The sequence below is a fragment of the Pseudomonas putida genome, assembly GCF_016406145.1.
GTDB lineage: Bacteria > Pseudomonadota > Gammaproteobacteria > Pseudomonadales > Pseudomonadaceae > Aquipseudomonas > Aquipseudomonas putida_E.
Genome location: NZ_CP066306.1, coordinates 4,720,573 through 4,746,607 on the forward strand (window position 1 = coordinate 4,720,573; position 26,035 = coordinate 4,746,607).

The 26,035-nt window shown below is 62.8% G+C and carries 22 protein-coding genes; 17 read left to right on the forward strand and 5 right to left on the reverse strand.

The window, feature by feature from the left end; translation table 11 throughout:
- Window positions 1-11 precede the first annotated feature (11 nt).
- The 4 genes from gatA (at window position 12) to JET17_RS21795 (ending at window position 4,564) form a co-directional block, all read left to right on the forward strand.
- The gene (gene gatA, locus JET17_RS21780; RefSeq protein WP_012316095.1) at window positions 12-1,463 is read left to right on the forward strand and encodes an Asp-tRNA(Asn)/Glu-tRNA(Gln) amidotransferase subunit GatA; all 1,452 of its coding nucleotides are present in this window, start codon (window positions 12-14) and stop codon (window positions 1,461-1,463) included.
- Window positions 1,464-1,474: 11 nt separating this feature from the next.
- A complete protein-coding gene (gene gatB, locus JET17_RS21785) occupies window positions 1,475-2,920 on the forward strand; it encodes an Asp-tRNA(Asn)/Glu-tRNA(Gln) amidotransferase subunit GatB (protein WP_012316096.1) in 1,446 nt (481 codons plus the stop codon).
- Between the two features lie 165 nt (window positions 2,921-3,085).
- Window positions 3,086-3,460, forward strand: a complete 375-nt coding sequence (locus JET17_RS21790) for a septal ring lytic transglycosylase RlpA family protein (protein WP_042112109.1) — start codon at window positions 3,086-3,088, stop codon at window positions 3,458-3,460.
- 60 nt (window positions 3,461-3,520) lie between these two features.
- Entirely contained in the window at window positions 3,521-4,564 is a 1,044-nt protein-coding gene (locus tag JET17_RS21795; protein WP_039604108.1) for a calcium/sodium antiporter, read from the forward strand.
- Between the two features lie 76 nt (window positions 4,565-4,640).
- Here the strand turns inward: JET17_RS21795 and JET17_RS21800 are convergent, their stop codons facing one another.
- The 4 genes from JET17_RS21800 to JET17_RS21815 all read right to left on the reverse strand — a co-directional run bounded on the left by JET17_RS21800 (window position 4,641) and on the right by JET17_RS21815 (window position 9,020).
- Window positions 4,641-5,996, reverse strand: a complete 1,356-nt coding sequence (locus JET17_RS21800; protein WP_012316099.1) for an amino acid permease — start codon at window positions 5,994-5,996, stop codon at window positions 4,641-4,643.
- Window positions 5,997-6,051: 55 nt separating this feature from the next.
- Window positions 6,052-6,993 carry an AEC family transporter gene (locus JET17_RS21805; protein WP_012316100.1) on the reverse strand — a complete coding sequence of 314 codons (942 nt, stop codon included), beginning with the start codon at window positions 6,991-6,993 and terminating at the stop codon, window positions 6,052-6,054.
- Window positions 6,994-7,203: 210 nt separating this feature from the next.
- Window positions 7,204-7,764: a response regulator transcription factor gene (locus tag JET17_RS21810; RefSeq protein WP_042111723.1), complete on the reverse strand. Its 561-nt coding sequence runs from the start codon at window positions 7,762-7,764 to the stop codon at window positions 7,204-7,206.
- Window positions 7,764-9,020, reverse strand: coding sequence for an ATP-binding protein (locus tag JET17_RS21815; RefSeq protein ID WP_012316102.1), 1,257 nt, complete (start codon window positions 9,018-9,020; stop codon window positions 7,764-7,766). The genes JET17_RS21810 and JET17_RS21815 overlap by 1 nt, the downstream gene beginning before the upstream one ends.
- 202 nt (window positions 9,021-9,222) lie before the next feature.
- On the opposite strand from JET17_RS21815, the gene JET17_RS21820 reads away from it, so the two are divergent.
- From JET17_RS21820 to JET17_RS21860, 9 genes are all read left to right on the forward strand, one after another.
- Entirely contained in the window at window positions 9,223-9,939 is a 717-nt protein-coding gene (locus tag JET17_RS21820) for an SIMPL domain-containing protein (RefSeq protein ID WP_012316103.1), read from the forward strand.
- A gap of 309 nt (window positions 9,940-10,248) precedes the next feature.
- Window positions 10,249-11,874 carry an ABC transporter substrate-binding protein gene (locus JET17_RS21825; RefSeq protein WP_012316104.1) on the forward strand — a complete coding sequence of 542 codons (1,626 nt, stop codon included), beginning with the start codon at window positions 10,249-10,251 and terminating at the stop codon, window positions 11,872-11,874.
- Between the two features lie 135 nt (window positions 11,875-12,009).
- Window positions 12,010-13,602 carry an ABC transporter substrate-binding protein gene (locus tag JET17_RS21830; RefSeq protein ID WP_012316105.1) on the forward strand — a complete coding sequence of 531 codons (1,593 nt, stop codon included), beginning with the start codon at window positions 12,010-12,012 and terminating at the stop codon, window positions 13,600-13,602.
- Between the two features lie 221 nt (window positions 13,603-13,823).
- Window positions 13,824-15,203 carry an OprD family porin gene (locus JET17_RS21835; RefSeq protein ID WP_012316106.1) on the forward strand — a complete coding sequence of 460 codons (1,380 nt, stop codon included), beginning with the start codon at window positions 13,824-13,826 and terminating at the stop codon, window positions 15,201-15,203.
- A gap of 73 nt (window positions 15,204-15,276) precedes the next feature.
- On the forward strand, window positions 15,277-16,872 hold the full coding sequence (locus tag JET17_RS21840; protein ID WP_012316107.1) for an ABC transporter substrate-binding protein: 1,596 nt from the start codon (window positions 15,277-15,279) through the stop codon (window positions 16,870-16,872).
- Window positions 16,873-16,948: 76 nt separating this feature from the next.
- Complete coding sequence (locus JET17_RS21845) at window positions 16,949-17,959, forward strand: ABC transporter permease subunit (RefSeq protein WP_012316108.1); 1,011 nt, start codon at window positions 16,949-16,951, stop codon at window positions 17,957-17,959.
- 10 nt (window positions 17,960-17,969) lie between these two features.
- Window positions 17,970-18,896, forward strand: a complete 927-nt coding sequence (locus JET17_RS21850) for an ABC transporter permease subunit (protein ID WP_012316109.1) — start codon at window positions 17,970-17,972, stop codon at window positions 18,894-18,896.
- A gap of 10 nt (window positions 18,897-18,906) precedes the next feature.
- On the forward strand, window positions 18,907-19,875 hold the full coding sequence (locus tag JET17_RS21855) for an ABC transporter ATP-binding protein (RefSeq protein WP_012316110.1): 969 nt from the start codon (window positions 18,907-18,909) through the stop codon (window positions 19,873-19,875).
- Window positions 19,875-20,843, forward strand: coding sequence for a peptide ABC transporter ATP-binding protein (locus JET17_RS21860; protein WP_012316111.1), 969 nt, complete (start codon window positions 19,875-19,877; stop codon window positions 20,841-20,843). Before JET17_RS21855 ends, JET17_RS21860 begins: the two co-directional genes overlap by 1 nt.
- Before the next feature lie 211 nt (window positions 20,844-21,054).
- On the opposite strand, the gene JET17_RS21865 is transcribed toward JET17_RS21860, so the two are convergent.
- Window positions 21,055-21,942, reverse strand: coding sequence for a hypothetical protein (locus JET17_RS21865; protein ID WP_012316112.1), 888 nt, complete (start codon window positions 21,940-21,942; stop codon window positions 21,055-21,057).
- Between the two features lie 250 nt (window positions 21,943-22,192).
- Here JET17_RS21865 and JET17_RS21870 point away from each other — a divergent pair, with 250 nt between their 5' ends.
- The 4 genes from JET17_RS21870 (at window position 22,193) to JET17_RS21885 (ending at window position 25,979) form a co-directional block, all read left to right on the forward strand.
- Window positions 22,193-23,002, forward strand: coding sequence for an AraC family transcriptional regulator (locus JET17_RS21870; RefSeq protein WP_012316113.1), 810 nt, complete (start codon window positions 22,193-22,195; stop codon window positions 23,000-23,002).
- A gap of 64 nt (window positions 23,003-23,066) precedes the next feature.
- Window positions 23,067-24,473, forward strand: a complete 1,407-nt coding sequence (locus JET17_RS21875) for an NAD(P)/FAD-dependent oxidoreductase (RefSeq protein ID WP_012316114.1) — start codon at window positions 23,067-23,069, stop codon at window positions 24,471-24,473.
- 32 nt (window positions 24,474-24,505) lie between these two features.
- A complete protein-coding gene (locus JET17_RS21880) occupies window positions 24,506-24,847 on the forward strand; it encodes a cupin domain-containing protein (RefSeq protein WP_012316115.1) in 342 nt (113 codons plus the stop codon).
- A gap of 52 nt (window positions 24,848-24,899) precedes the next feature.
- Window positions 24,900-25,979 carry a polyamine ABC transporter substrate-binding protein gene (locus JET17_RS21885; protein WP_012316116.1) on the forward strand — a complete coding sequence of 360 codons (1,080 nt, stop codon included), beginning with the start codon at window positions 24,900-24,902 and terminating at the stop codon, window positions 25,977-25,979.
- Window positions 25,980-26,035: the final 56 nt, after the last annotated feature.

Genomic DNA, 26,035 nt, shown 5'->3' on the forward strand with positions numbered 1-26,035 from the left:
TAGTGCCTGCCATGCATCAATTGACCCTGGCCGAGATCGCCCGCGGGCTCGCCGACAAGTCGTTTTCCTCCGAAGAGCTGACCGGCGCCCTGCTGGCGCGTATCCAGCAGCTCGACCCGCAACTCAACAGCTTCATCAGCGTCACCGAGGAGCTGGCCCTGGGCCAGGCCCGTGCCGCCGACGCCCGTCGCGCCGCCGGCGAAACCGGCGCACTGCTGGGCGCCCCAATCGCCCACAAGGACCTGTTCTGCACCAACGGCGTACGCACCAGCTGCGGCTCGAAGATGCTCGACAACTTCAAGGCGCCGTATGACGCCACCGTGGTCGCCAAGCTGGCCGAGGCCGGCATGGTCACCCTGGGCAAGACCAACATGGACGAATTCGCCATGGGGTCTGCCAACGAATCCAGCCACTATGGCGCGGTGAAGAACCCCTGGAACCTCGAGCACGTGCCAGGCGGCTCGTCCGGCGGTTCCGCTGCGGCCGTGGCTGCCCGCCTGCTGCCCGCGACCACCGGCACCGATACCGGCGGCTCGATCCGACAGCCGGCGGCACTGACCAACCTCACGGGCCTCAAACCGACGTACGGTCGTGTTTCGCGCTGGGGCATGATCGCCTATGCATCCAGCCTCGACCAGGGTGGCCCGCTGGCCCGCACCGCCGAAGACTGCGCGCTGCTGCTGCAAGGCATGGCCGGTTTCGACGCCAAGGACTCCACCAGCATTGACGAACCGGTGCCGGACTACAGCGCCAACCTGAATGCCTCGCTGCAAGGCCTGCGCATCGGCCTGCCAAAAGAGTACTTCGGCGCCGGCCTCGACCCGCGCATCGCCGAACTGGTACAGGCCAGCGTCAAGGAGCTGGAAAAGCTCGGTGCAGTGGTCAAGGAAATCAGCCTGCCGAACATGCAGCACGCAATCCCTGCGTATTACGTGATCGCGCCGGCCGAAGCCTCTTCCAACCTGTCGCGATTCGACGGCGTGCGCTTCGGCTACCGCTGCGACGAGCCCAAAGACCTGACCGACCTGTACAAGCGCTCCCGTGGCGAAGGCTTCGGTGCCGAAGTCCAGCGCCGCATCATGGTTGGGACCTACGCCCTGTCGGCTGGCTACTACGACGCCTACTACGTCAAGGCGCAGCAGATCCGCCGCCTGATCAAAAACGACTTCATGGCCGCCTTCGAAGGCGTCGACCTGATCCTTGGCCCGACCACGCCGAACCCGGCCTGGAAGCTCGGCGCCAAGAGCAGCGACCCGGTCGCGGCGTACCTTGAAGACGTCTACACCATCACCGCCAACCTGGCGGGCCTGCCGGGCCTGTCGATGCCAGCCGGCTTCGTCGATGGCCTGCCGGTCGGCGTGCAGCTGCTGGCCCCGTACTTCCAGGAAGGCCGCCTGCTCAATGTCGCGCACCGCTACCAGCAGGTCACCGACTGGCACACCCGCGCCCCCAACGGCTTCTGAGGAATTCACACATGCAATGGGAAGTTGTGATCGGGCTGGAAATCCATACCCAGCTGGCCACCCAGTCGAAGATCTTTTCCGGCAGCGCCACCACCTTCGGCTCCGAGCCGAACACCCAGGCGAGCCTGGTTGACCTTGGCATGCCCGGCGTACTGCCGGTGCTGAACCAGGAAGCGGTACGCATGGCCTGCATGTTCGGCCTGGCGATCGATGCCCAGATCGGCAAGCGCAACGTGTTCGCGCGCAAGAACTACTTCTACCCCGACCTGCCCAAGGGCTATCAGATCAGCCAGATGGACTTGCCGATCGTCGGCAAGGGCCACCTGGACATCGCCCTGGAAGACGGCACCATAAAGCGCATCGGCGTAACCCGCGCGCACCTGGAAGAAGACGCCGGCAAGAGCCTGCACGAAGACTTCAGCGGCTCGACCGGTATCGACCTGAACCGTGCCGGCACCCCGCTGCTGGAAATCGTCTCCGAGCCGGACATGCGCAGCGCCAAGGAGGCCGTGGCCTACGTCAAGGCGATCCACGCGCTGGTGCGCTACCTGGGCATCTGCGACGGCAACATGGCTGAAGGCTCGCTGCGCTGCGACTGCAACGTCTCGATACGGCCCAAAGGCCAGGCCGAGTTCGGCACCCGCTGCGAGATCAAAAACGTCAACTCGTTCCGCTTCATCGAGCGCGCGATCAACAGCGAGATCCAGCGCCAGATCGACCTGATCGAAGATGGCGGCAAGGTCGTGCAGGAAACCCGCCTGTACGACCCGAACAAGGACGAGACCCGCTCCATGCGCAGCAAGGAGGAAGCCAACGACTACCGTTACTTCCCCGACCCGGACCTGCTGCCGGTGGTGATCGAGGACAGTTTCCTCGAAACCATCCGTACCGGCTTGCCGGAGCTGCCACCACAGAAGGTCGAGCGCTTCCAGAGCCAGTATGGCCTGTCGGCCTACGACGCCAACGTACTGGCCTCCAGCCGTGAGCAGGCGGACTACTTCGAGCAAGTGGTGAAGATTGGCGGCGACGCCAAACTGGCAGCCAACTGGGTCATGGTCGAACTGGGCAGCCTGCTGAACAAGCTGGGTATCGAGATCGACCAGGCACCGGTCAGTGCCGAGCAACTCGGGGGCATGCTGCTGCGTATCCGCGACAACACCATCAGCGGCAAGATCGCCAAGACCGTGTTCGAGGCCATGGCCGCCGGTGAAGGCGATGCCGACAGCATCATCGAGAGCAAAGGCCTGAAACAGGTCACCGATACCGGCGCGATCGACAAGATGCTCGATGAAGTGCTTGCCGCCAACGCCGAGCAGGTCGAACAGTACCGCGCCGCCGATGAAGCCAAGCGCGGCAAGATGTTCGGCTTCTTCGTCGGCCAGGCGATGAAGGCCTCCAAGGGCAAGGCCAACCCGGGGCAAGTGAACCAATTGCTCAAGGCCAAGCTCGAAGGGTGAGCTTTGTAGGAGCGGCCTCGTGTCGCGAAAGGGCTGCAACGCAGCCCCAAAGGCTTATGCAGTGACCTGGCCATGGGGCCGCGCTGCGGCCCTTTCGCGACACAAGGCCGCTCCTACAGCCACCGCGCCGCCAAGCGCGCCCAATGGCAGCACCGGAGCATCACCTTGCTAAAACGATCCCTCGGCACCCTGGCCCTGTTTTCCCTGTTGGCCGGCTGCGCCAGCCACGACATCGACCCCCGCGGCTATAACCAGACCGGCACCGCCTCCTATTACGGCGCCCGCCACCACGGCAAGCGCACTGCCAGCGGCGAAGCCTTCAACCAGCACGGCCTGACCGCAGCACACCGCAGCCTGCCCTTCGGCACCCGGGTGCTGGTCACCAACCTCGCCAACCAACGCAGCGTGGTGGTCCGCATCAACGACCGCGGCCCGCACACTCGCGGCCGGCTGATCGACCTGTCACGCGCTGCAGCAGAAAAAATCGGCATGATCCGTAGCGGAACGGCGCGCGTGCGGGTACAAGGTCTAAGCGACTGACGCAACGGAGTTCCAACCATTTTCGACCTCGCCACCCTCCCCACCTTTAGCCTCCTGCAACTGGGCATAGCCTTGCTGTTGCTGGTGGCCGGCGCCGAACTGCTGGTGCGTGCCGCCCTTCGCCTGGCCCAGCGTGTACACGTGCGGCCGCTGATCATAGGCCTGAGCCTGGTGGCATTTGGCAGTACGGCACCACAGCTGACCGTCAGCCTGCAGGCCGCCTATCAGGGCGCGCCCGATGTCGCCGTGGGCAGCGTGATCGGCAGTAATATCTTCAATGTTCTGGTGATTCTTGGCCTGGCTGCATTGATCATCCCGCTACGCGTCTCGCGCCAACTTGTGCGCCTGGACATTCCACTGATGATCCTCGCCAGTGCACTGGTCTACGCGCTGGCCGCCAACGGCCACCTGGGTCGGGTGGAAGGGTTGGTGCTGCTATCAGGCCTCGTGGGCTACCTGGTCATGCTCTGGCACCAGTCGCGCCACTATGCCCGCACCTACCCTGCGCCGCGTGCGCTGGCCAGCAGCGCCGGGCGCTTCTGGACTGGCACACTGCTGCAAGTGGCGTTCGGCTTCGGCCTGCTCAGCCTGGCAGGCCACTTGCTGCTGGAAGCGGCGGTCGAAGTCGCGACCGACCTGGGCTTGTCTGAACGCATCATCGGCCTGACCGTCGTCGCGGTGTGCACGTCATTGCCCGAACTGGCTGCGGCGCTGATTGCCGCCCTGCGAGGGGAACGGGAGATCGCCGTGGGCACGGTGATCGGCAGCAACCTGTTCAATCTGCTGGCGGTGCTAGGCCTGACCGCACTGACTACCCCCGAGCCGCTGACCATATCGCCAAACGCACTGGGCTTCGACCTACCGGTGATGCTCGGCGTCGCGGCGCTTAGCCTGCCTGTGTTCTACTCCGGCTACCGGATTACCCGGGCCGAGGGGCTGGTGTTCCTCTGCCTTTATCTGGTGTACGGGCTGCACGTGGTAGCGTTCACCACGGGCATGCCGCTGGCCGGCCGCCTGGAACGGCTGATGCTGTTCTATGTATTGCCAGTGCTCGGCCTGGTGCTGCTGTACACCACTGTGAGGGCCTGGCGGCGACAGCACTAACGCCGGGAAAGTCGTGCCGCGGTGGAGTGCATGCCTTGGGTGGCGCGCTGCGCCATTCAAGACATGCCCCACCAACTCAAGCCTGCCTAGCTTTTTTCAACCGGAACGCCACCCAAAGCAGCGCAATCCACCCAGGTATCAGCATCACCGAAATACGAATCGGCGGGGTCAGGTACATCACCACCAGAATCAGTACGATAAATGCCAGGCACAGGTAGTTGGTGAACGGGTGCCCCCAGCTCTGGTAGAACGGCTTGATACCTGCCGCCAGCTTGGCCTTGCGGAACTTCAGGTGGGTAATGCTGATGCTCGCCCAGTTGATCACCAGCGCCGACACCGCCAGCGCCATCAGCAGGCCGAATGCCTCACCTGGCATCAGGTAGTTGATCACCACGCACATGCCCGTAGCGAAAGCCGACACGCCCAACGCAGTCAGTGGCACACCGCTGCGGCTGACCTTGAGCAGCTGGCGTGGTGCGTCGCCCTGGCTGGCCAGGCCGAACAACATGCGGCTGTTGGCGTACACGCAACTGTTGTAGACCGACAGCGCAGCTGTCAGCACCACGATATTGAGGATGGTCGCCACCAGGTCGCTGTCCAGTTCGTGGAAGATCATCACGAACGGGCTGCCACCCTGAACGACCTTCTGCCATGGGTACAGCGACAACAGCACCGCCAGCGCACCGATGTAGAAAATCAGGATGCGGTAAACCACCTGGTTGGTTGCCTTCGGAATGCTCTGGCGCGGGTTGTCCGCTTCGGCAGCCGTGATGCCCACCAGCTCCAGGCCACCAAAGGAGAACATGATCACCGCCAGCGCCATCACCAGCCCGGTGACGCCATTGGGGAAGAACCCGCCGTATTGCCACAGGTTGGCCACACTGGCGTCCGGGCCGCCGTGGCCACTGCTCAGCAGCCAGGCACCGAACCCGATCATGCTGACGATGGCCACCACCTTGACCAGGGCGAACCAGAACTCCATCTCGCCATAGACCTTCACCTGGGTCAGGTTGATGAGGTTGATCACCACGAAGAAGATCGCCGCCGTGGCCCAGGTGGGAAACTCCGGCCACCAGTACTGCACGTAGATGCCCACGGCGGTGAGCTCGGCCATGCCCACGAGCACATAGACCACCCAGTAGTTCCAGCCCGAGACGAAGCCTGCGAACTCACTCCAGTACTGATGTGCGAAGTGGCTGAAACTGCCGGCTACCGGCTCTTCGACCACCATTTCGCCCAACTGGCGCATGATGAAGAAAGCCATCAGGCCAGCGATGGCATAGCCCAGCAAAACGGAGGGGCCCGCCAGCTGGATGGTCTGGGCGATACCCAGGAACAACCCGGTACCGATGGCACCGCCCAGCGCGATCAACTGGATATGGCGATTCTTCAGCCCGCGCTGCAACCGCTCGGGCGTGCTCTGGTCTTGCATGAAGTGTCCTTAAGCTCAGTGAGGCAGTGTTTTTATGATGTATGCAGTCAAGGATCTAGATCCATCCGCCCCACTGCAAGATGAAAATACCAATATTGGTGGTGATCGCCGCCATTAGCGTAGTGATCACGATGATCGAGGCCGCCAGTTCGTGGTTGCCGTTGGCTGCCCGTGCCATGACGTAACTGGCCGCCGCAGTGGGGCTGCCGATGTACAGGAACAGAATGCCCAGCTCGGCCCCGCGAAAACCGCAGAGCCAGGCACCGAGCGTGCCGAACAGCGGCAACCAGAGCATCTTCACCAGGCTGGCATCGATGGCCAACTTGCCGCTGTCGCGCAGGGCGTTAAGCGACAAGGTGCCGCCAATACAGATTAGCGCCAGCGGCAGGGTCATCTGCGCGAGGTAGTCGCCCGAGGTGAGCAACCAGTTGGGCAGGGGTACCTGGCCGTAGGCCATGGGCGTGGCCAGCAGCACGCTGATGATCAGCGGGTTGCTGAAAATGCTCTTGCAGATGCTCCACGGGTCGGATTTCAGGTCCGGGCTGTATACCGCCAGCACTATGGCTGAAAGCGAGTTGTACAGGAGGATCACCAGGCCTGCGAGCACTGCCCCCAGCGAGATACCGTAGTCCCCGTAAAGGCTGGCGGCCAGGGCCAGGCCGATCACGCCGTTGTTGCCGCGAAACGCACCCTGGGTGTAGATGCCGCGGTCGGCCAGCGGGCTGCGCCAGATGGCCAGCCCCCAGGCCACGGCGAAGCCGACCAGGGTGGCAGCGACGAAATAGAGGATGACACCCGGTTTGATCGCCGCTGCAAGGTCGGCATGGTAGATGCCAAGGAACAGCAGCGCAGGCATGCAGACGTTGAACACCAGTTGCGAGGCAACACGGTTGAAATTGTCGTCGATCAGATGAATGCGTTTGAGCAGCACGCCCAGGAACAGCATGGCGAAGACTGGCGCCGTGATGTTCAGCGTCTGGATAAGAAGGGCGAGCATGCGCTAGCGATCCTGAAGAGGTTGCCGTTAGGGGGCTAATGATACGCCAACAGGCCAGGAGTTGCGGGGATCAGCTGCAATATAAAGAAATTTCTGTCAGGCCCTATCGCCGGCAAGCCGGCTTCCACAGGTCCCCACCAAGCCTGAATACTGTGGAGCACCTGTGGGAGCCGGCTTGCCGGCGATAGGGCCGGTAACGCCAGGATAAGTTCAGCGCCGCACAGGCCGTTTCTGCAGCTTGCGCTGCAACGTGCGCCGGTGCATACCCAGCGCCCGCGCGGTAGCGGAGATATTACCCTCGTGCTCGCTGAGCACGCGCTGGATGTGCTCCCACTGCAAGCGATCCACCGACATGGGGTTTTCCGGCACCAGCGTGTCCAGGTCCGTATGCTCCGAGAGCAGTGCGGCCAACACATCATCGGCGTCGGCCGGTTTGCACAGGTAGTTGCACGCCCCGCGCTTGACCGCCTCGACCGCCGTGGCAATGCTTGAGTAGCCGGTGAGGATCACCACGCGCATTTCCGGGTCCAGTTCCAGCAGCTTGGGCAGCAGCACCAGGCCGGAGTCGCCCTCCATCTTCAAGTCCAGCGTGGCGTAGTCCGGCAGATCGTTCTGCGCCAGGACCAGGCCTTCCTCTGCGGAGCTGGCAGTGCTCACGCGGAAACCGCGACGGCTCATGGCACGGGCCATGACCCGCGTAAAGGTGGAATCGTCATCCACCAGCAGCAGGTGCGGCAGCTCTTCGCTTTCGACCTGGTTTTCTTCGCTCATCATTCATCTCCTCGCTTGCCATGGGGCAGGCGCAGTTCGGTCAGGGTGCCACCCTGCTCATGACTATAGAGTTTCACCGAACCGCCCGCACGGGTCACGCTGGCTTTGCTCAAGAACAGGCCCAGGCCGAAGCCTTTGCCTTTGGTGGTAATGAAGGGTTTGCCGATTGCTTCGGCAATGGCCGGCGGCACGCCGGGGCCATGGTCGCGGATGCTGATGACGATGTCCTGGGCGTCCCAGTCCAGGCGCACCTCCAGGTCGTCAGGGCATGCATCGGCGGCATTGTTCAGCAGGTTCAGCAGCGCCTGGGTCAGGTCCGGTGGCGGGGTCAGGCGGGGCACCTGGCCGTCGCGCAGACGCTGAAAGCGGTAGCTGGCTTCCGGACGCATCAGGTGCCAACGGTTCAGCGCCTCATCTAGCCACTCGGTCACGTCCTGCTCCACCACCGCCAAGCGGCGATTGGCTTCGGCGGCACGCACCAGTTGCTGCAGGGTTTCCTTGCACAATTTGACCTGGTCCTGAAGGATCTGCAGATCCTCCTGCAACAGCGGGTCGGCGTGGTCCTGGCGCATTTCGTTGAGCAACACGCTCATGGTCGCCAGCGGCGTACCCAGTTCATGGGCGGCACCCGCGGCCTGGGTGGCCACGGCCAACAATTGTTCGTCGCGCAGGCTTTCTTCGCGCCGTTCAGAGCGCAGTTTTTCCTGCCGGCGCAGCTCTTCGGCCATGCGGGCAGCGAAGAAAGTGATCACCGCAGCCGCCAGCGCGATGCTCAACCACATGCCGTAGACCTGCATCTTGTCCCGCGCCATCGGCAGCCCCTCCAGCGGGTAGAACTGCACCAGCAAAAGGCTGTAGGCGGTCAGGGCGATACCCGAAAGGATCAGCGAGTAGAGCCAGGGCAAGGTAACGGCGGCAATGGCCAGCGGCACCAGGTAGTAGGAGACGAACGGGTTGGTCGAGCCGCCCGAGTAATAAAGCAGCGCGCTGTGGATCAGCAGGTCGCAGGCCAGCTGCAGCGCGTATTCCAGTTCGGTGACCGGCAGCGACAGGCGCAAGCGCAACGCGGTGAAGGCGCACAGCAGGGACGACAGGGCCAGGGTCGCGGCCAGGGAAAACCAGGGCAGCGGCAGCAGTTCGGTCCAGTAGGCAACACCCACCGAGCCTGCCTGAGCGGCCAGGACCAGAACGCGAATGACAGTCAGGCGCCAGAGGTTCTGGCGGGTAGCGGACAGCGGTTGTGCAGCGGCGAGCATGAGCTCTCCTGATGAGTGCTCCAGGACAATCGGTTGGAGTATACCGAAGCCGCACGCCAAGCAGCAGCGATGCGGCAAAGCGCCACAGTTTGTCACAGGTTCATGATGGCACTTTTGAACCCACTACACTGATCCCGGTCTGATGGGCCATGCGTGGGATGGATGGCCAGAACCCACGCCTTTCATTGCCAAGGAGTATCACATGCCTAACCCTCGTCGCAGCGCTGCCCTGATCCTGTCCTGCGGCCTGCTCGCCAGCCTGCCGGCTCTGGCGGCTGATGAGCCGCGCTACAACCAGGTATCGCTGCGTGCCGAAGTCAGCAAGGAAGTGCCCCGCGACCTGATGGTCGTGACCCTTTATAGCGAAGCGCAGAACAGCGACCCGGGCAAGCTTGCCAAACAAATCACCGAAACCATGAACAAGGCCGTGCAGCAGGCCCGCCAGGTCAAGGACGTGAAAATCACCCAGGGCAGCCGCAACAGCTACCCGGTCTACGACAGCAAGGGGCAGAAGATCACCGGCTGGCGCGAGCGTGCCGAAGTGCGCCTGGAAAGCGCCGACTTCCCGGCCCTCTCTCAACTCAGTGCCGACCTGCTGCAGGACCTTAAGATGGGCGGCATGGACTTCTCCATCGCCCCGGCCACGCGCAAGGCCAGCGAAGACGCCTTGCTCAAGGATGCGGTCAATGCCTTCAAGGCCCGCGCGCAACTGGCAACCGAAGCCCTGGGTGGCAAGGGCTATAAAGTGGTCAGCCTGAACCTCAACAGCAGTGGCTACCCACGCCCCTATCTGCGCAGTGCGCCAATGGCCATGAAAGCCATGGGTGCCGACGAAGCAGCACCGGCGCCAGATATCGAGGCAGGCACCAGCGAAGTCAGCATGAACGCTGACGGCCTGATCGAAGTGCAGATGCCCTGATCAACGCTGGCGATTCAAGGGGCGCTTTGCGCCCCAGCAGCACAGTTATAGACATTTCCTACGCACTCAAATAGTGCTTCCTACAAATCCCCTCCCGCGAAACATCCTGCAAAAAGCCATCATTTTGCCCTCGCAAACGTTCAACTTCCTCGAAAGTTATACATATGCGACATCCATGTACGGCCGTACTACTTTTCTGACGCCAACTATCCTTCGCAGTGTTGCATTGGGAACGCACCCTGCATAAGTATCCGCAGGTCGGCTCACGAGGCCACCTCGAATCAGAAAAATGACAACAATGAGGCCACCATGCTCAAACACGCAGTCATTCCGTTCCTGCTCGGCGCAGGCTTGCTGACCGGCGCTCCGCTTGCCCACGCCGCGTCCAACCTGGTGTTCTGCTCCGAAGGCAGCCCCGCCGGCTTCGACCCGGGGCAATACACCACCGGAACCGACTTCGACGCCTCGGCCGAGACCGTATTCAACCGCCTGACCCAGTTCGAACGTGGCGGCACCGCGGTCATCCCGGGCCTGGCGACCAAATGGGACGTGTCCGACGACGGCAAGACCTACACCTTCCACCTGCGCGAAGGGGTCAAGTTCCACACCACCGATTACTTCAAGCCAAGCCGCGAATTCAACGCAGACGACGTGCTGTTCACCTTCAACCGCATGCTCGACAAGAATCACCCCTTCCGTAAGGCCTACCCCACTGAGTTCCCCTACTTCACCGACATGGGCATGGACAACAACATCGCCAAGGTGGAGAAGCTCGACGACCACACCGTCAAGTTCACACTCAACCAGGTGGACGCCGCGTTCATCCAGAACCTGGCGATGAGCTTTGCCTCCGTACAGTCGGCCGAGTACGCCGACCAGTTGCTCAAAGAGGGCAAGGCTGCAGACATCAACCAGAAACCGATCGGCACCGGCCCGTTCGTGTTCAGCAAGTACCAGAAGGACGCCCAGATCCGTTTCAAGGGCAACAAGGATTACTGGAAACCCGAGGACGTGAAGATCGACAACCTGATCTTCGCGATCACCACCGATGCCTCGGTGCGCATGCAGAAGCTGAAGAAAAATGAGTGCCAGGTGACCTTGTTCCCGCGCCCTGCCGATATCGAGCCGCTCAAGGCCAACGACAAGCTGCAGATGCCGCACCAGGCCGGTTTCAACCTGGGCTACATCGCCTACAACGTGATGGACAAGCTCAAGGGCAGTGACCAACCCAACCCGCTGGCTCAGCTGAAGGTGCGCCAGGCACTGGACATGGCCGTCGACAAGCAGAAGATCATCGAATCGGTCTACCAGGGCGCCGGCCAGCTCGCCGTCAATGCCATGCCGCCGACCCAGTGGTCCTACGACGAAAGCATCAAGGACGTGCCGTACGACCCGGAAAAAGCCAAGCAACTGCTCAAGGAAGCCGGGATCAAGGAAGGCACCGAAATCACCCTGTGGGCCATGCCGGTGCAACGCCCGTATAACCCCAACGCCAAGCTGATGGCCGAGATGCTGCAGGCTGACTGGAGCAAGGTCGGCATCAAGGCGAAAATCGTCAGTTACGAGTGGGGCGAGTACATCAAGCGTTCCAAAGGCGGTGAGCAAGGCGCCATGCTGATCGGCTGGAGCGGCGACAACGGTGACCCGGACAACTGGCTAGGCACCCTGTATGGCTGCGATGCCATCGAAGGCAACAACTTCTCCAAGTGGTGCTACAAGCCCTACGACGACCTGATCAAGCAGGCCAAGGCCACTTCCGACCAGGCCAAGCGCACCGAGCTGTATAAACAGGCGCAGCATATCCTCAAAGATCAGGTACCGATCACGCCAATCGCCCACTCCACGGTCTACCAGCCGATGAGTGCCAAGGTGAAGGACTTCAAGATCAGCCCGTTCGCACTGAACGCCTTCTACGGCGTCAGTGTGGAGAAATAGCGCCGGGCACACGCACCACCCTCGCCCACTTCCACCCTTCGAACTCCCCCCGACGCTACCCGCGCCGGGGTTGGGGGCCCTGTTGCCGCATTTCGTATCCCGAAGCGGCAAAAACGGACGGAAAAAGGATTTGCCATGCGCCACACCACACTGTTTTCCACACTGCTCGCCGTTGGCCTGCTGAGCCAGGCATCGGCCCTTCAGGCCGGTAACCTGGTGTTCTGCTCCGAGGGTAGCCCGGCTGGGTTCGACACAGCCCAATACACAACTGCCACCGACAACGATGCGGCAGAACCGATCTACAACCGCCTGGTGGAATTCCAACGCGGCGGTACGGCAGTACATCCCGCCCTGGCAACGAAGTGGGAAGTATCCGACGATGGCCTGCGCTACACCTTCCACCTGCGCGAAGGCGTGAAATTCCACGCCAACAAAGCATTCACCCCTAGCCGCGACTTCAACGCCGATGACGTGCTGTTCACCTTCAACCGCATGCTCGACCGCGAGCACCCGTTCCGCCAGGCTTACCCCACCGAGTTCCCCTACTTCGTCAGCATGGGCCTGGACAAGAACATCGCAGGCATCGAAAAGACCGGCCCGATGACCGTTGTCTTTACCCTGAACGAGGTCGATGCCGCCTTCGTACAGAACCTGGCGATGAGCTTCGCTTCGGTGCTTTCGGCTGAATATGCCGAGTATCTGATGGCGAGCGGGCGCCCCAGCGACATCAACCAGCAGCCTATCGGTACCGGCCCGTTCGTGTTTCAGCGCTACCAGAAGGATTCGCAGATCCGCTTCAAAGGCAACAAGGACTACTGGGCGCCGGACGAGGTGAAACTCGACAACCTGGTGTTTTCGATCAACACCGACCCATCGGTGCGCATCCAGAAGCTGCGCCGCGGCGAATGCCAGGTCACCCTGCACCCACGCCCGGCCGACCTGCCAGCCCTCAAGCAAGACAGCAAGCTGCAGGTGCTGCAACAACCAGGCTTCAACCTCGGCTATATCGCTTACAACACCCAGCACCCACCGTTCGACCGCCTGGAGGTACGCCAGGCCATGGACATGGCAGTGAACAAGCAGGCGATCCTGCAGGCGGTGTATCAGGACTCCGGACAACGCGCAGTCAACGCCATGCCACCAACCCAATGGTCCTATGACGACAGCCTCAAGGACGCACCCTACGACCCTGAGAAGGCCCGCCAGCTGCTCAAGCAGGCCGGGGTCAAGGAAGGCACCGAAGTCACCCTGTGGGCCATGCCCGTGCAGCGCCCGTACAACCCCAACGCCAAGCTCATGGCCGAGATACTTCAGGCCGACTGGAACAAGCTCGGCTTCAATGTGCGCATCGTCAGTTATGAATGGGGCGAGTACATCAAGCGCATGAAAAACGGCGAGCACGACATCGCCCTGATCGGCTGGACCGGTGACAACGGCGACCCGGATAACTGGCTGGGCACCCTCTACAGCTGCGATGCCATCGGCAGCAACAACTACTCGCTGTGGTGCGACCGGCAGTACGACAGCCTGGTCAAGCAGGCCAAGCAGGTAACCGACCGTGAGCAGCGCACGGTGCTTTACCAGCAGGCCCAGCAACGCCTCAAACAGCAGGTGCCGATCACGCCGGTGGCTCACTCCACTGTGAACCAGCCGCTCAGCGTCAAGGTGGCCGGCTTCAAGGTGAGCCCCTTTGGCCGAAATGATTTTTCCGGAGTGAGCGTTGATTGAGCGTTAGCCGGTAGCGGCCCTCTCGCCGGCAAGCCGGCTCCTACAGAAATGGCACAAGCCTGGGGATCTTTATTGATTCCTGTGGGCGCCGGCTTGCCGGCGAAAGGGCCAGCACTGGCCCCCTGATTGGCCCGGTAACCCCGGGCAACCCTGGCAACACCGCAACAACCCGGCCCACAAGGCCAGGCAATAACTAAAAGAACAGAAAGGGAGCTTTCACTTTGAGACTATTCACGTTCACCACACTGGCGTTATCCATCGCCTCCTTCGCCGCCGTGGCCCAGGCCGACACCCAGAGCCAGGACTACGTCCCGTTCAGCCTCAAAGGCACCAGCGAGCAGGATGAGGCCAAAGGTTTCATCGACGGCCAGAGCCTGTCCGGCAGTACCCGCAACTGGTACGCCCGCGAACGCGCCACCCGCGCGCCGTTGTTCAAGTACTACAAAAGCGACGGCACACGCCACGACAGCCACAGCCGCGACAACTGGCTGCAGGGCACCATCCTCAATTACAGCTCGGGCTTCACCCAGGGGACCGTGGGTTTTGCCGTGGAGGCAGCCGGCTACAACGCCATCGCCCTTGAGCAAGGCCGCGCCGCAGTCGCAGGGCCGAACAACCGTACCCTGACCCATAGCGATGGCGACCCCGTCGGCCAGTGGAGCAAGATGGGCCTGGCCAACGTCAAGGCACGGGTGTCCAACACCACCCTCACCGTCGGCCGCCAGTCCGTGGACACGCCGATGATCGCGTACATCGGCAACCGTGCCTTGCCCTCCAGCTTCCAGGGCGCGTTCCTGCACAGTGCCGAGTTCGACAACCTGTCATTCGACCTGGGCACCTTCGACCGCGTCTCGCCGCGCACCGAACAGAGCCTGAGCAAGTTTCGCAGCGAGTACGGCGCCGCTGGCGTGGAAACCGACCGCGCCAGTACCGCCGGGGTCAACTACCAGCCGCTCAAGAGCCTGACCACCAGCCTGTACGCCACCAAGGTCGACGACTTCTGGAACCAGTACTACTTCGGCGCCAGCCACGTGCTGGGCGACAGCACGGTGCTGAGCCTGACCACCGGCCTGAACTACTACAAGACCGTGGACGCAGGCAGCCAGAAGATGGGCGAGATCGACAACGACACCTACAGCCTGTCGTTCGGCCTGACCCACCAGGCCCATACCCTCAGCGCTTCGTGGCAGCAGGTCAACGGTAACGAGTACTTCGACTACCTGCACGAAACCAACGGCATCTACCTGGCCAACTCCCTGCTCTCGGACTTCAACGGCCCGAACGAGAAATCCCTGCAGATTTCCTACGTGCTGAACATGGCGCCGTATGGCGTGCCGGGCCTGAAGTTCAACCTGTACAACGCCCGCGGCTGGGGCATCGACGGCACCCATTACCGCGGTACGGCCTATGACGTGAACGGCCTGGATGGCGAAACCCACTATGAGTGGGGTATCGGCACCAGCTACGCGGTGCAGAGCGGGCCGCTGAAAGACACCAGCATCCGCGCTACCTATACCGCGCATCGCGCCAGCAAGGCACAGGCCGATGGCAGCCTGGATGAGTTCCGCGTGGTGACCACCATTCCGTTCAACATTCTCTGACCGCTTACGCCCAGGTCCGCTTCAGCGCGGGCCCGGGCGGCTACGCTGGAATCATTGCAAGCAAGGAGGACACATGACATCGCTACCGCTACGCGCTGCCCTGGCAGCGGTCATCCTCGGCGCCGCCGGCAACCTGGCGGCCAAGCCGCTGGTGGTGTGCACCGAAGCCAGCCCGGAAGGCTTCGACATCGTTCAATACACCACGGCGGTCACCGCCGATGCCTCGGCTGAGACGGTGTTCAACCGCCTGGTCGACTTCAAGCCCGGCACCACCGACATCCAGCCAGCCCTGGCCGAACGCTGGGACATCTCGGCCGATGGCCTGACCTACACCTTCCACCTGCGCCAAGGGGTGAAGTTCCACACCACCGGTTACTTCAAACCGACCCGCGATTTCAATGCCGACGACGTGCTGTGGAGCCTGCGTCGCCAGCTCGACCCTAACCACCCGTGGCACGACAAGACCAGCGTCGGCTACCCGTATTTCGAGAGCATGGCCTTCAAGGACCTGCTCAAATCGGTGGACAAGACCGACGACCACACCGTGGTCATCACCCTGACCCGCCCGCAAGCACCGTTCCTGCGTGACATGGCCATGGGCTTCACCTCGATCTACTCCGCCGAATACGGCGACCAGTTGCTCAAGGCAGGCAAGACCGGCGACCTCAACAGCAAACCGGTGGGCACTGGCGCGTTCATCTTCCAGCGCTACAACAAGGACGCCCAGGTGCGCTTCAAGGCCAACCCGGACTACTTCCGCGGCAAGCCGCCGGCCGACTCGCTGATTTTCGCCATCGCCACCGACAGCAACGTGCGCCTGCAGAAGCTGCGCGCCAATGAATGCCAGGTGGCGCTTTACCCGAAACCGGACGACGTGGCGTCGATCAAGGCTGATCCCAAGCTGAAGGTCGCCGAGATCGAGGCCCTGGTCACCGGCTATATCGCCATGAACACCGAGCACAAATACCTCAGCGATGTGCGCGTGCGCAAAGCCATCAACATGGCCTTCGACCGCCAGACCCACGTCGACCAGCTGTTCGGCAAGGGCAATGCGCTGGTGGGGGTAAACCCTTATCCGCCGACCATGATCGGCTACAACAGTGCCAACCAGAACCCACCCCGTGACCTGGCCAAGGCCCGTGAACTGCTCCAGCAGGCCGGCGTGCCGCAAGGCACGGTCATCACGCTGTTCACCCGCAATGGCGGCGGCGCGACCAACCCCAACCCACGGCTGTCGGCGGAAATGCTCCAGTCCGACCTCGCCAAAATCGGCCTGAAGCTGGACATCCGTGTGATGGAGTGGGCCGAGATGCTGCGCCGGGCGAAAAACGGCGAGGCCGACCTGGTCTCCACCGGCTGGGCCGGCGACAACGGCGACCCGGACAATTTCCTCAGCCCCCTGCTCAGCTGCGATGCAGTCAAAAGTGGCGAGAACTACGCGCGCTGGTGCAACTCGAAGTTTCAGGACCTGATCACCCGCGCCCGTGAGGTGATCGACAACGACGAGCGTGCCAGGCTCTATGCCGAGGCATTGAAGGTGTACGATGACGACCAGCCCTGGATCAGCATGGCGCATCCGAAGATGTTCACTGCCATGCGTGACAACGTGGAGGGTTATGTGATCAACCCTCTGACCAACAACAACTTCGCCACCACCCAGGTGAAGTAGAACAACAACGACCGCCGGCAACCCACACGGGCACCGGCGGCACCGCCGTACAACGGCTGATGAGGTAACCCTGACAATGTTGAGTTTTATTGCCCGGCGCCTGGGCCTGCTGATACCGACGTTTTTCGGCATCACCTTGCTGACCTTCGCGCTCATACGCCTGATCCCCGGCGACCCGGTGGAAGTGATGATGGGCGAGCGCAGGGTCGACCCCGAGATGCACGCCCAGGCCATGGAGCGCCTGGGCCTGAACAAGCCACTGCCGGTCCAGTACCTGGATTACGTGGGCAAGCTCGCCCAGGGTGACCTGGGCGAGTCGCTGCGCACCCGCGAAAGCGTATGGAGCGAGTTCCTCACCCTGTTCCCCGCCACACTGGAACTGGCCTTTGCCGCGCTGCTGTTCGCCGGCATCGTCGGCCTGCTGGCCGGCGTGATCGCTGCGCTCAAGCGTGGCTCGCTGTTCGATCACGGGGTCATGGGTATCTCCCTGGCTGGCTATTCGATGCCGATTTTCTGGTGGGGCCTGATCCTGATCATGTTCTTCTCGGTGAGCCTGGGCTGGACTCCGGTCTCCGGGCGCATCGACCTGCTGTACGACATCGAGCCGAAAACCGGCTTCATGCTCATCGATACCCTGCTCAGTGACGAAGAAGGCGCGTTCAAGGATGCGGTGATGCACCTGATCCTGCCGGCCATCGTGCTCGGCACCATCCCGTTGGCGGTGATCGCCCGCATGACCCGCTCGTCCATGCTCGAAGTGCTGCGCGAAGACTACATTCGCACTGCGCGCGCCAAAGGCCTGTCACCGGCCCGCGTGGTGTTCGTGCACGGCCTGCGTAATGCGCTGATCCCGGTGCTGACCGTCTTCGGCCTGCAGGTCGGCACGCTGCTGGCCGGTGCGGTGCTGACCGAAACCATCTTCTCCTGGCCGGGCATCGGCAAATGGCTGATCGAAGCCATCGGTGCCCGTGACTACCCCGTGGTCCAGAACGGCATCCTGTTGATCGCCTGCCTGGTGATCCTGGTCAACTTCGTCGTGGACATCCTCTACGGCCTGGCCAACCCACGCATCCGTCATCAGCGCTGAGGCCTTCGCCATGACTAGCCCGATTCCGAAATCCGTGACGCCGGCCAGCCCGGTGGACCAAAGCCTGCTCTATCCCTCGCCCTACAAAGAATTCTGGCATGCCTTCTCGCGCAACAAGGGCGCGGTGATGGGCCTGGCCTTCATGTGCGTGGTGGTGTTCTGTGCGCTGTTCGCGCCCTGGGTGGCGCCGCATGACCCAAGCGAACAGTACCGTGACTTCCTTCTGACCCCGCCGGTATGGCTCGAAGGCGGTACCTGGCAATTCATCCTCGGCACCGACGAACTGGGCCGCGACCTGCTCTCGCGGCTGATCCAGGGCGCCCGGCTGTCGCTGCTGATCGGCCTGTCGTCGGTGGTGATGTCGCTGATCCCAGGCATCCTGCTGGGCCTGCTGGCCGGTTTCTTCCCGCACTTCCTCGGCCCGTCGATCATGCGCCTGATGGACGTGATGCTGGCCCTGCCATCGCTGCTGCTGGCCGTGGCGATCGTCGCCATTCTCGGCCCAGGCCTGATCAACACTGTGATCGCCATCGCCATCGTGTCGCTACCGTCCTACGTGCGCCTGACCCGCGCTGCGGTGATGGGTGAACTGAACCGCGACTACGTGACCGCCGCGCGCTTGGCTGGCGCCGGGTTGCCACGGCTGATGTTCGTCACCGTGCTGCCCAACTGCATGGCGCCACTGATCGTGCAGGCCACCTTGAGCTTCTCCTCGGCCATCCTCGACGCCGCTGCGCTGGGCTTCCTGGGCCTGGGTGTACAACCGCCGACCCCGGAGTGGGGCACCATGCTCGCCTCGGCCCGGGACTACATCGAGCGCGCCTGGTGGGTGGTGAGCCTGCCCGGCCTGACCATCCTGCTCAGTGTGCTGGCAATCAACCTGATGGGCGACGGCTTGCGCGATGCGCTGGACCCGAAACTCAAGAACGCCGCCTGAGGAGAGCGCCATGTCACTGTTGCAGATCAACAACCTGAGCGTGCGCTTCGGCGACGCCAATGCAATCCCTGTGGTGGACGGCCTGGACCTGGCGGTGGACGCCGGTGAAATCCTGGCCATTGTGGGTGAGTCCGGGTCGGGCAAATCGGTCACCATGATGGCCCTGATGGGCCTGATCGATGCCCCCGGGCGCATCACCGCCGATACGCTCACATTCGACGGCACCAACATGCTCAAACTCAGCCCCCGCCAGCGGCGCAAGGTGGTGGGCAAGGACATCGCCATGGTCTTCCAGGACCCGATGACCGCGCTCAACCCCAGCTACACCGTGGGCTACCAGATCGAAGAAGTGCTGCGCCAGCACCTGGGTCTCAAAGGCAAGGCCGCGCGCCAGCGTGCCCTGGAGCTGCTGAAAAAGGTCGAGATCCCGGCTGCCGAAAGCCGCCTGGACGCCTACCCGCACCAGCTATCCGGTGGCATGAGCCAGCGCGTAGCGATTGCCATGGCGATTGCCGGGGAGCCCAAGCTGCTGATAGCCGACGAGCCGACCACGGCGCTGGACGTGACCATCCAGGCGCAGATCATGGAACTGCTGATCAACCTGCAGAAGGAGCGCAACATGGCGCTCATCCTGATTACCCACGACCTGGCCGTGGTCGCCGAAACCGCCAAACGCGTCTGTGTGATGTATGCCGGCCAAGCCGTGGAAGTGGGCCAGGTGCCAGAGCTGTTCGACGTGCCCGCGCACCCCTACAGCGAAGCACTGCTGGCGGCGATCCCCGAACACAGCATCGGCGCCGAACGCCTGGCCACGCTACCGGGCATCGTCCCTGGCCGTTACGACCGCCCGGACGGCTGCCTGCTGTCGCCACGCTGCCCGTACGTGCAGGACAACTGCCGGCGCCAACGCCCGCCCCTTGATCCTCAGGCCCATAGCCTAGTGCGTTGCTTCTACCCGCTGAACCAGGAGGTGGCGTGATGAGCGTCGTTCTAACCGCACGGGAGCTGACCCGGCATTACGAAGTGTCCCGCGGGCTGTTCAAGGGCCATGCCTTGGTGCGCGCACTCAATGGCGTGTCATTCGAGCTGGAAGCTGGCAAGACCCTGGCCGTGGTGGGTGAGTCGGGTTGCGGCAAGTCCACGCTGGCGCGCGCACTGACATTGATCGAAGAGCCCTCTTCCGGCTCGTTGCAGATCGACGGCACCGAGGTCAAAGGCGCCAGCAAAAGCGAGCGCAAGCAGCTGCGCCGCGACGTCCAGATGGTGTTCCAGAGCCCCTATGCCTCGCTCAACCCACGGCAGAAGATCGGCGATCAGTTGGCCGAACCGCTGCTGATCAACACCTCCTTGAGCAAGGCCGAGCGGCGCGAAAAAGTGCAGAAGATGATGGAGCAAGTGGGGTTGCGGCCTGAGCATTACCAGCGCTACCCGCACATGTTCTCGGGCGGCCAGCGCCAGCGCATCGCCCTGGCACGGGCGATGATGCTGCAACCCAAAGTGCTGGTGGCCGACGAACCGACCTCGGCGCTGGATGTGTCGATCCAGGCACAGGTGCTGAACCTGTTCATGGACCTGCAGAAGGAGTTCAACACCGCCTACGTGTTCATATCCCACAACCTGGCAGTGGTACGCCACGTAGCGGATCAGGTGCTGGTGATGTACCTGGGCCGGCCGGCGGAAATGGGGCCGAAGGAAGATATCTACGAAAAGCCGCTGCACCCGTACACCCAGGCCCTGCTTTCAGCGACACCGGCCATACACCCGGACCCGTTGAAGCCGAAGATCCGCATTGCCGGCGAGCTGCCCAACCCGCTCAACCCGCCGGATGGGTGCGCATTTCACAAACGCTGCCCGTATGCGACGGAGCGGTGTGGTGTTGAAGTGCCGGCGTTTCGGCAGGTCGGGACCAGGCAAGTCGCCTGTCACTATGCCGAGCAGTTTCTTTAGGTCGGCATAGCCTCAATCGCCGGCAAGCCGGCCCCCACAGGTAGTTCACTGCTCCTGAGAACGGTGATGTACCTGTAGGAGCCGGCTTGCCGGCGATGGGCCGCACAGCGGCCCCAACCACTCAATGCATGAATATCGCGATCAGAATGATCACCGGAATCGGCACCCCAAGCATCCACAGCAGTAATGAGCGCATGATGTTTCTCCTTACTCAACGTTGAACAGTACGACGCGCGGTGTAATCAACCCCTTCCCCTTCCAGCCACATCACGCGATCACGCTGGCGACCACCGTACAGGGCTGCCAGGCTGGCGAAGAACGCCCCACACAACAGCGCAACGAAGGTCCACAGCGCGGTCCATGCCGCCACTTTGGCTGCGGTGTCGGCAGCTTTTTTTGCCTCGACCTTGGCTTGCTCGACCTGGGCGAACACCTGGTCTACGCGTGCTTCGGCTTCAGGCTGGCTCAGGCGGGTACGTTGGGCCACCAGTTGCGCCAGGTAAGCGCGGTCATCTTCGGCGAGCGTCCCTTGCGCAATGGACCTGGCGATAATCCGTGCGGCCACGCCATTGGCGGCGTCATCACTCACAGGCGCCGGGCCATCACTGCGGAACAGGCTGTCAACGAAATAGCCATTGGCGTCAGGCTTGGGCGCCATGCTGGCTGCGGCTCCCACGGCATTCGCGCCGGCCTGCACACCGGCACTGGCCAGCCCCCCGGCGGTACTCACGATCAGCATCGCCGCTACCAGGGTGGCGATTGCCCAGGCGAGAAAACCATGCGCCGTGTCGCGGAAGTACACCTCGTCACCGTGCAGGTTCGCCCACTTCACCCGCAGGCGCCCGGCAATATAGCCACCCAGCCCGGAAGCAAGAATCTGGGTCAGCAACAGCCAGATGATGGTCGAGATGCCCAGTGCCTTGGCGCTGGCGCCTTCATCGGCCCAAGGCGAGGTAGCGGCAAAGCCGAGCCCCGCACCCAGTACCATCAGGATCAGTGAAAGGGACGCAGCGGCAGCTGCCCCGGCGAAGATGGCCGCCCAGGACACGCCTGAGCGGCTCTGGGAATCGACATGCGGGTAGTCGGCAGAGGGAATCATGAGGTTTTCGCCTTTATTGTTGATAACAGGTCCATTGCCCTGTAATCGGTGCAGAGGCTGTGCCAGTTGTGTCAAAAAATGACATGCCTCCAAATCAATGACTTAGCTCAAGCGTACGTCCTAGGACCGTGCAAAACACCCGAAACGCGGCTCGCGGCTCAGGGTTTATGCAACGCCCGCCAAGATCCGACCCACGCATCCCAGGGCCCACAGACTTGCCTGCTTCCGCCCTCCCCGGCACTATCAAGCCATGACCCCGACCATCCTCGCCGACGGCCCTGAACAAACGCCGATCACCGCCGAAACCGTGCTGCGCTACCACCTGTGCTGGAAGCACCGCGACCTCGACGGGGTGATTGCGCTGTATCACCCGGACGTGCAGTACCACGACTTTTTCCAGAACCGCGTGCTCGGTTACGACGCGTTGCGTGACTACGTCCGCGCCTGCCTGCCGCACCAGGCGGGGGAGGACATCGTCCATGGTGACCGCATCCGCGTAGACGGCAGTACGGCATTCATCCAGTACCAGGTCACGGTGCAGGGCGGCGAAGGTCTGGTGGCGTTTCAGTCCAGCGAAGCGATCACGGTCAAGGACGGGCTGATCTGGCGGGTCAATGAGTACGCCACGCTGGTCCGCCAGACCATCCAGGGTCTTGCCAGCAGCGGCACGCGCCCAGCCGTCAGCCGCCTGGGCCTTTCGCCGCGACAGCTGTCGACCATGGCCCAGGACCTGGAACACTACTTCCAGCGCCAGCGCCCCTACCTTGACCCGGAACTGGACCTGCAGCAGGTGGCCGATGCCAGTGGCTACAGCCGCAACCAGATCTCCTACCTGCTCAACCAGGTGCTGGGGCAAAGCTTCTACCGCTACGTCAACCAGGCCCGCCTGCAGCACCTGATGGCCAGCCTGGATGACGACAGGGTCGGGGCGCCGATCGACGACCTGGCGTTCAGCGCGGGCTTCAACTCCCTGTCGGCGTTCTACAAGTGCTTCCGCGAGCACACCGGGCTTACGCCCAAGGCCTATCTGAAGCAAATTTCCCTGCGTGCACGCACGTAAGACAGCCAGCGCTGAACGCCACTAGGATCGCCCACAGACCTTGACGGATGTGGAGCCGAACCCGATGCAACCTTTGCGCACGCTCAGCCTGTGGATGGACCAGCTAGAAGAACCACTGTGCGCCCGCCCCGCCCTGCGAGAAGACATCGACGTCGACGTGTGCATCATCGGCGCTGGCTACACCGGGCTTTGGACCGCCTACTACCTCAAGCGCCAGGCACCACAGCTGAACATCGCCGTGATCGAGGCCAACATTGCCGGCTTTGGCGCCTCAGGGCGCAATGGCGGCTGGCTGATGGGCAACATGCTCGGTGAAGACCGCCTGCTCGCCACCCTGTCGCCGCAACAACGCCGCGCCAGCATCGACCTGCTGCATGGCATCCCCGACGAGGTCCACCGCGTGCTGCAACGCGAAGGCATCGATTGCGACTACCGCAAAGGCGGCGTGCTGTATTGCGCTGCGCGCTACCCGGAACAGGAGCGCAGCCTGCGTGCCTACCTCGATGACCTCTACCGCCAGGGCATGACCGAGGATGACTACCGCTGGCTGCGCCCTGAGCAACTGGACGCCCAGCTTCGCGTGAGCAACGCCTACGGCGCGATCTACAGCCCGCATACCGCGACCATCCAACCGGCCAAGCTGGTGCGTGGCCTGGCCCGGGCGGTTGAAGCGCTGGGCGTGCCGATCTACGAAAACACCCCCGCCGTCGACTGGCAGCCCGGTGAAGTACGGGCACCACTGGCGCGCATCCGCTGCCAGTGGATGGTCCCTGCTGTGGAGGGCTACGCCGCCAGCCTGCCACCGCTGGGCAAACATCAACTGCCGGTGCAGAGCCTGCTGGTGGCCACCGAGCCCCTGCCCGAATCGACCTGGGAGCAGATCGGCCTGTCACAAGGTCAGGCCTTCAGCGAGAGCAGCCGCCAGGTCACCTATGGCCAGCGTACCGCCGACAACCGCCTGGTATTCGGCGCCCGCGGCGGCTACCGCTTCGGCGGCAGGTTGCGCGAAGACTTCACCCTGACAGATGCCGAAGTCGAACTGCGCCGCTACCTGTTCAGCGAGCTGTTCCCACAACTCAAGCATGTGCGCATCACCCATTCGTGGGGTGGCAACCTGGGCATGGCCCGGCGCTTCCGCCCGCACATGCTGTGTGACCGCCAGCGCGGTATTGCCCTGTCCGGCGGTTATGGCGGCGAAGGTGTCGGCGCCACCAACCTCGGTGGGCGCACCTTGGCCGCGCTGATTCTCAACCAGCACAACGAACTGACCGCGCAACCCTGGGTGCTCGACAACCGTCCGCTGTCGAGCCTGGCCAGCTGGCCGCCCGAGCCCTGCCGCTGGCTGGGCTACAACGCGATCATCCAGAGCTTCGTGCACGAGGACCGAACCCTCGCCAACCCCGCCACCGTGCCATGGCGGCGGCGCCTGGCCGGCTCGCTGGCGGACTTCATGGAAGGCTTCATGCACTGACTTCCCTTTCACCCACACAGGATCCAACGGTAATGAGCATCACCCAGTTCAAACACACCGAAAGCGCCGTGCTGGACAGCTCCAACCCGGTCGCGGTGCCGCTTGCCGAACCCGTGGCAGTGACCTCGGTCACCTGCGTGGAACGCAGCGATGGCGTCGAAACCGGCATCTGGGAATGCACGCCCGGGCGCTGGCGGCGGCAGATCGCGCAACAAGAGTTCTGCCACTTCATCAAGGGCCGCTGCACCTTCACACCCGACGGTGGCCAGCCCCTTCACATAGAAGCCGGAGACGCACTGATGCTACCGGCCAACAGCATGGGCATCTGGGATATCCAGGAAACCGTGCGCAAGACCTACGTTCTGATCTTCTGATCCGCTGATCGCCTGCCTTCGAAAACAACAGACAAAGCAAGGTAAACCCGACATGCGTACCCTCCTTCTCGCACCCCTGATGCTGGCCGCCAGCGTGGCCAATGCCGCCGACTCGGTAAAGATCTACAACTGGTCCAGCTACGTGGCCCCCGACACGTTGAAGAACTTCCAGCAGGCCACCGGCATCAACCCGACCTACGACGTGTACGACAGCAACGAGACCCTCGACGGTAAGCTGATGACCGGCAACTCAGGCTACGACGTGGTGTTCCCCTCCAACCACTTCATGGCCCGACAGATTCAGGGCAAGGCCCTGAAGAAGCTGGACAAGTCGCAGCTACCCGGCTGGAACAACCTCAACCCGGTGCTGCTCAAGGCGCTGGAGGTCAACGACCCCGGCAACCAGTACGGTTTCCCGTACCTGTGGGGCAGTACCGGCATCGGCTACAACATCGACAAGGTAAAGGCAGTGCTCGGTGACAACGCCCCGGTGGATTCATGGGACCTGATCTTCAAGCCCGAGTACATGAGCAAGCTCAAGAGCTGTGGGATCGCCGTGCTCGACAACGGCCCTGAACTGTTACCCATCGCCCTGCACTACCTGGGTTTGCCGCACCACAGCAAAGACCCGAAGGACTACGAGAAGGCCAAGGAACTGCTGATGCAGGTGCGCCCGTACATCAGCTACTTCCATTCATCCAAGTACACAGGTGACCTGGCCAATGGCGATATCTGCGTGGTGGTAGGGTTCTCGGGTGACGTGCTGCAGGCGAAAAACCGCGCCGATGAGGCGAAGAACGGGGTGAAGGTCGGCTATTCGATCCCCAAGGAAGGCGCACCGATGTGGTTCGACATGGTTGCCATGCCGGCCGATGCACCGGATGAGAAGGCGGGTTATGCCTACATGAATTACCTGTTGCAGCCGCAGGTGATGGCCAATATCAGTAACCATGTGCAGTACGCCAACGGCAACCTCAAGGCCGACGCCCTGGTGGACCCGGCACTCAAGGGCAACACCATGATTTATCCGAGCGAAGAGATGATGGGCAAGCTGTATGCGCTGGAGGCGATGCCGGCCAAGATCGACCGCATTCGTACACGCATCTGGACCAGTATCAAGGCGGGGAACTGAAATGGGGCCGCTTTGCGGCCCTTTCGCGACACAAGGCCGCTCCTGCAGGAGTAGGT

What these genes read in the sequence shown, in the direction of transcription:
- JET17_RS21840 (WP_012316107.1), top strand. Translation starts at nt 15,277, where the DNA reads ATGACATCGCTACCGCTACGCGCTGCCCTGGCAGCGGTCATCCTCGGC.
- JET17_RS21805 (WP_012316100.1), bottom strand. Translation starts at nt 6,993, where the DNA reads ATGCTCGCCCTTCTTATCCAGACGCTGAACATCACGGCGCCAGTCTTC.
- JET17_RS21800 (WP_012316099.1), bottom strand. Translation starts at nt 5,996, where the DNA reads ATGCAAGACCAGAGCACGCCCGAGCGGTTGCAGCGCGGGCTGAAGAAT.
- JET17_RS21815 (WP_012316102.1), bottom strand. Translation starts at nt 9,020, where the DNA reads ATGCTCGCCGCTGCACAACCGCTGTCCGCTACCCGCCAGAACCTCTGG.
- JET17_RS21865 (WP_012316112.1), bottom strand. Translation starts at nt 21,942, where the DNA reads ATGATTCCCTCTGCCGACTACCCGCATGTCGATTCCCAGAGCCGCTCA.
- JET17_RS21845 (WP_012316108.1), top strand. Translation starts at nt 16,949, where the DNA reads ATGTTGAGTTTTATTGCCCGGCGCCTGGGCCTGCTGATACCGACGTTT.
- JET17_RS21860 (WP_012316111.1), top strand. Translation starts at nt 19,875, where the DNA reads ATGAGCGTCGTTCTAACCGCACGGGAGCTGACCCGGCATTACGAAGTG.
- gatB (WP_012316096.1), top strand. Translation starts at nt 1,475, where the DNA reads ATGCAATGGGAAGTTGTGATCGGGCTGGAAATCCATACCCAGCTGGCC.
- JET17_RS21870 (WP_012316113.1), top strand. Translation starts at nt 22,193, where the DNA reads ATGACCCCGACCATCCTCGCCGACGGCCCTGAACAAACGCCGATCACC.
- JET17_RS21830 (WP_012316105.1), top strand. Translation starts at nt 12,010, where the DNA reads ATGCGCCACACCACACTGTTTTCCACACTGCTCGCCGTTGGCCTGCTG.
- JET17_RS21820 (WP_012316103.1), top strand. Translation starts at nt 9,223, where the DNA reads ATGCCTAACCCTCGTCGCAGCGCTGCCCTGATCCTGTCCTGCGGCCTG.
- JET17_RS21875 (WP_012316114.1), top strand. Translation starts at nt 23,067, where the DNA reads ATGCAACCTTTGCGCACGCTCAGCCTGTGGATGGACCAGCTAGAAGAA.
- JET17_RS21825 (WP_012316104.1), top strand. Translation starts at nt 10,249, where the DNA reads ATGCTCAAACACGCAGTCATTCCGTTCCTGCTCGGCGCAGGCTTGCTG.
- JET17_RS21885 (WP_012316116.1), top strand. Translation starts at nt 24,900, where the DNA reads ATGCGTACCCTCCTTCTCGCACCCCTGATGCTGGCCGCCAGCGTGGCC.
- gatA (WP_012316095.1), top strand. Translation starts at nt 12, where the DNA reads ATGCATCAATTGACCCTGGCCGAGATCGCCCGCGGGCTCGCCGACAAG.
- JET17_RS21880 (WP_012316115.1), top strand. Translation starts at nt 24,506, where the DNA reads ATGAGCATCACCCAGTTCAAACACACCGAAAGCGCCGTGCTGGACAGC.
- JET17_RS21810 (WP_042111723.1), bottom strand. Translation starts at nt 7,764, where the DNA reads ATGAGCGAAGAAAACCAGGTCGAAAGCGAAGAGCTGCCGCACCTGCTG.
- JET17_RS21850 (WP_012316109.1), top strand. Translation starts at nt 17,970, where the DNA reads ATGACTAGCCCGATTCCGAAATCCGTGACGCCGGCCAGCCCGGTGGAC.
- JET17_RS21855 (WP_012316110.1), top strand. Translation starts at nt 18,907, where the DNA reads ATGTCACTGTTGCAGATCAACAACCTGAGCGTGCGCTTCGGCGACGCC.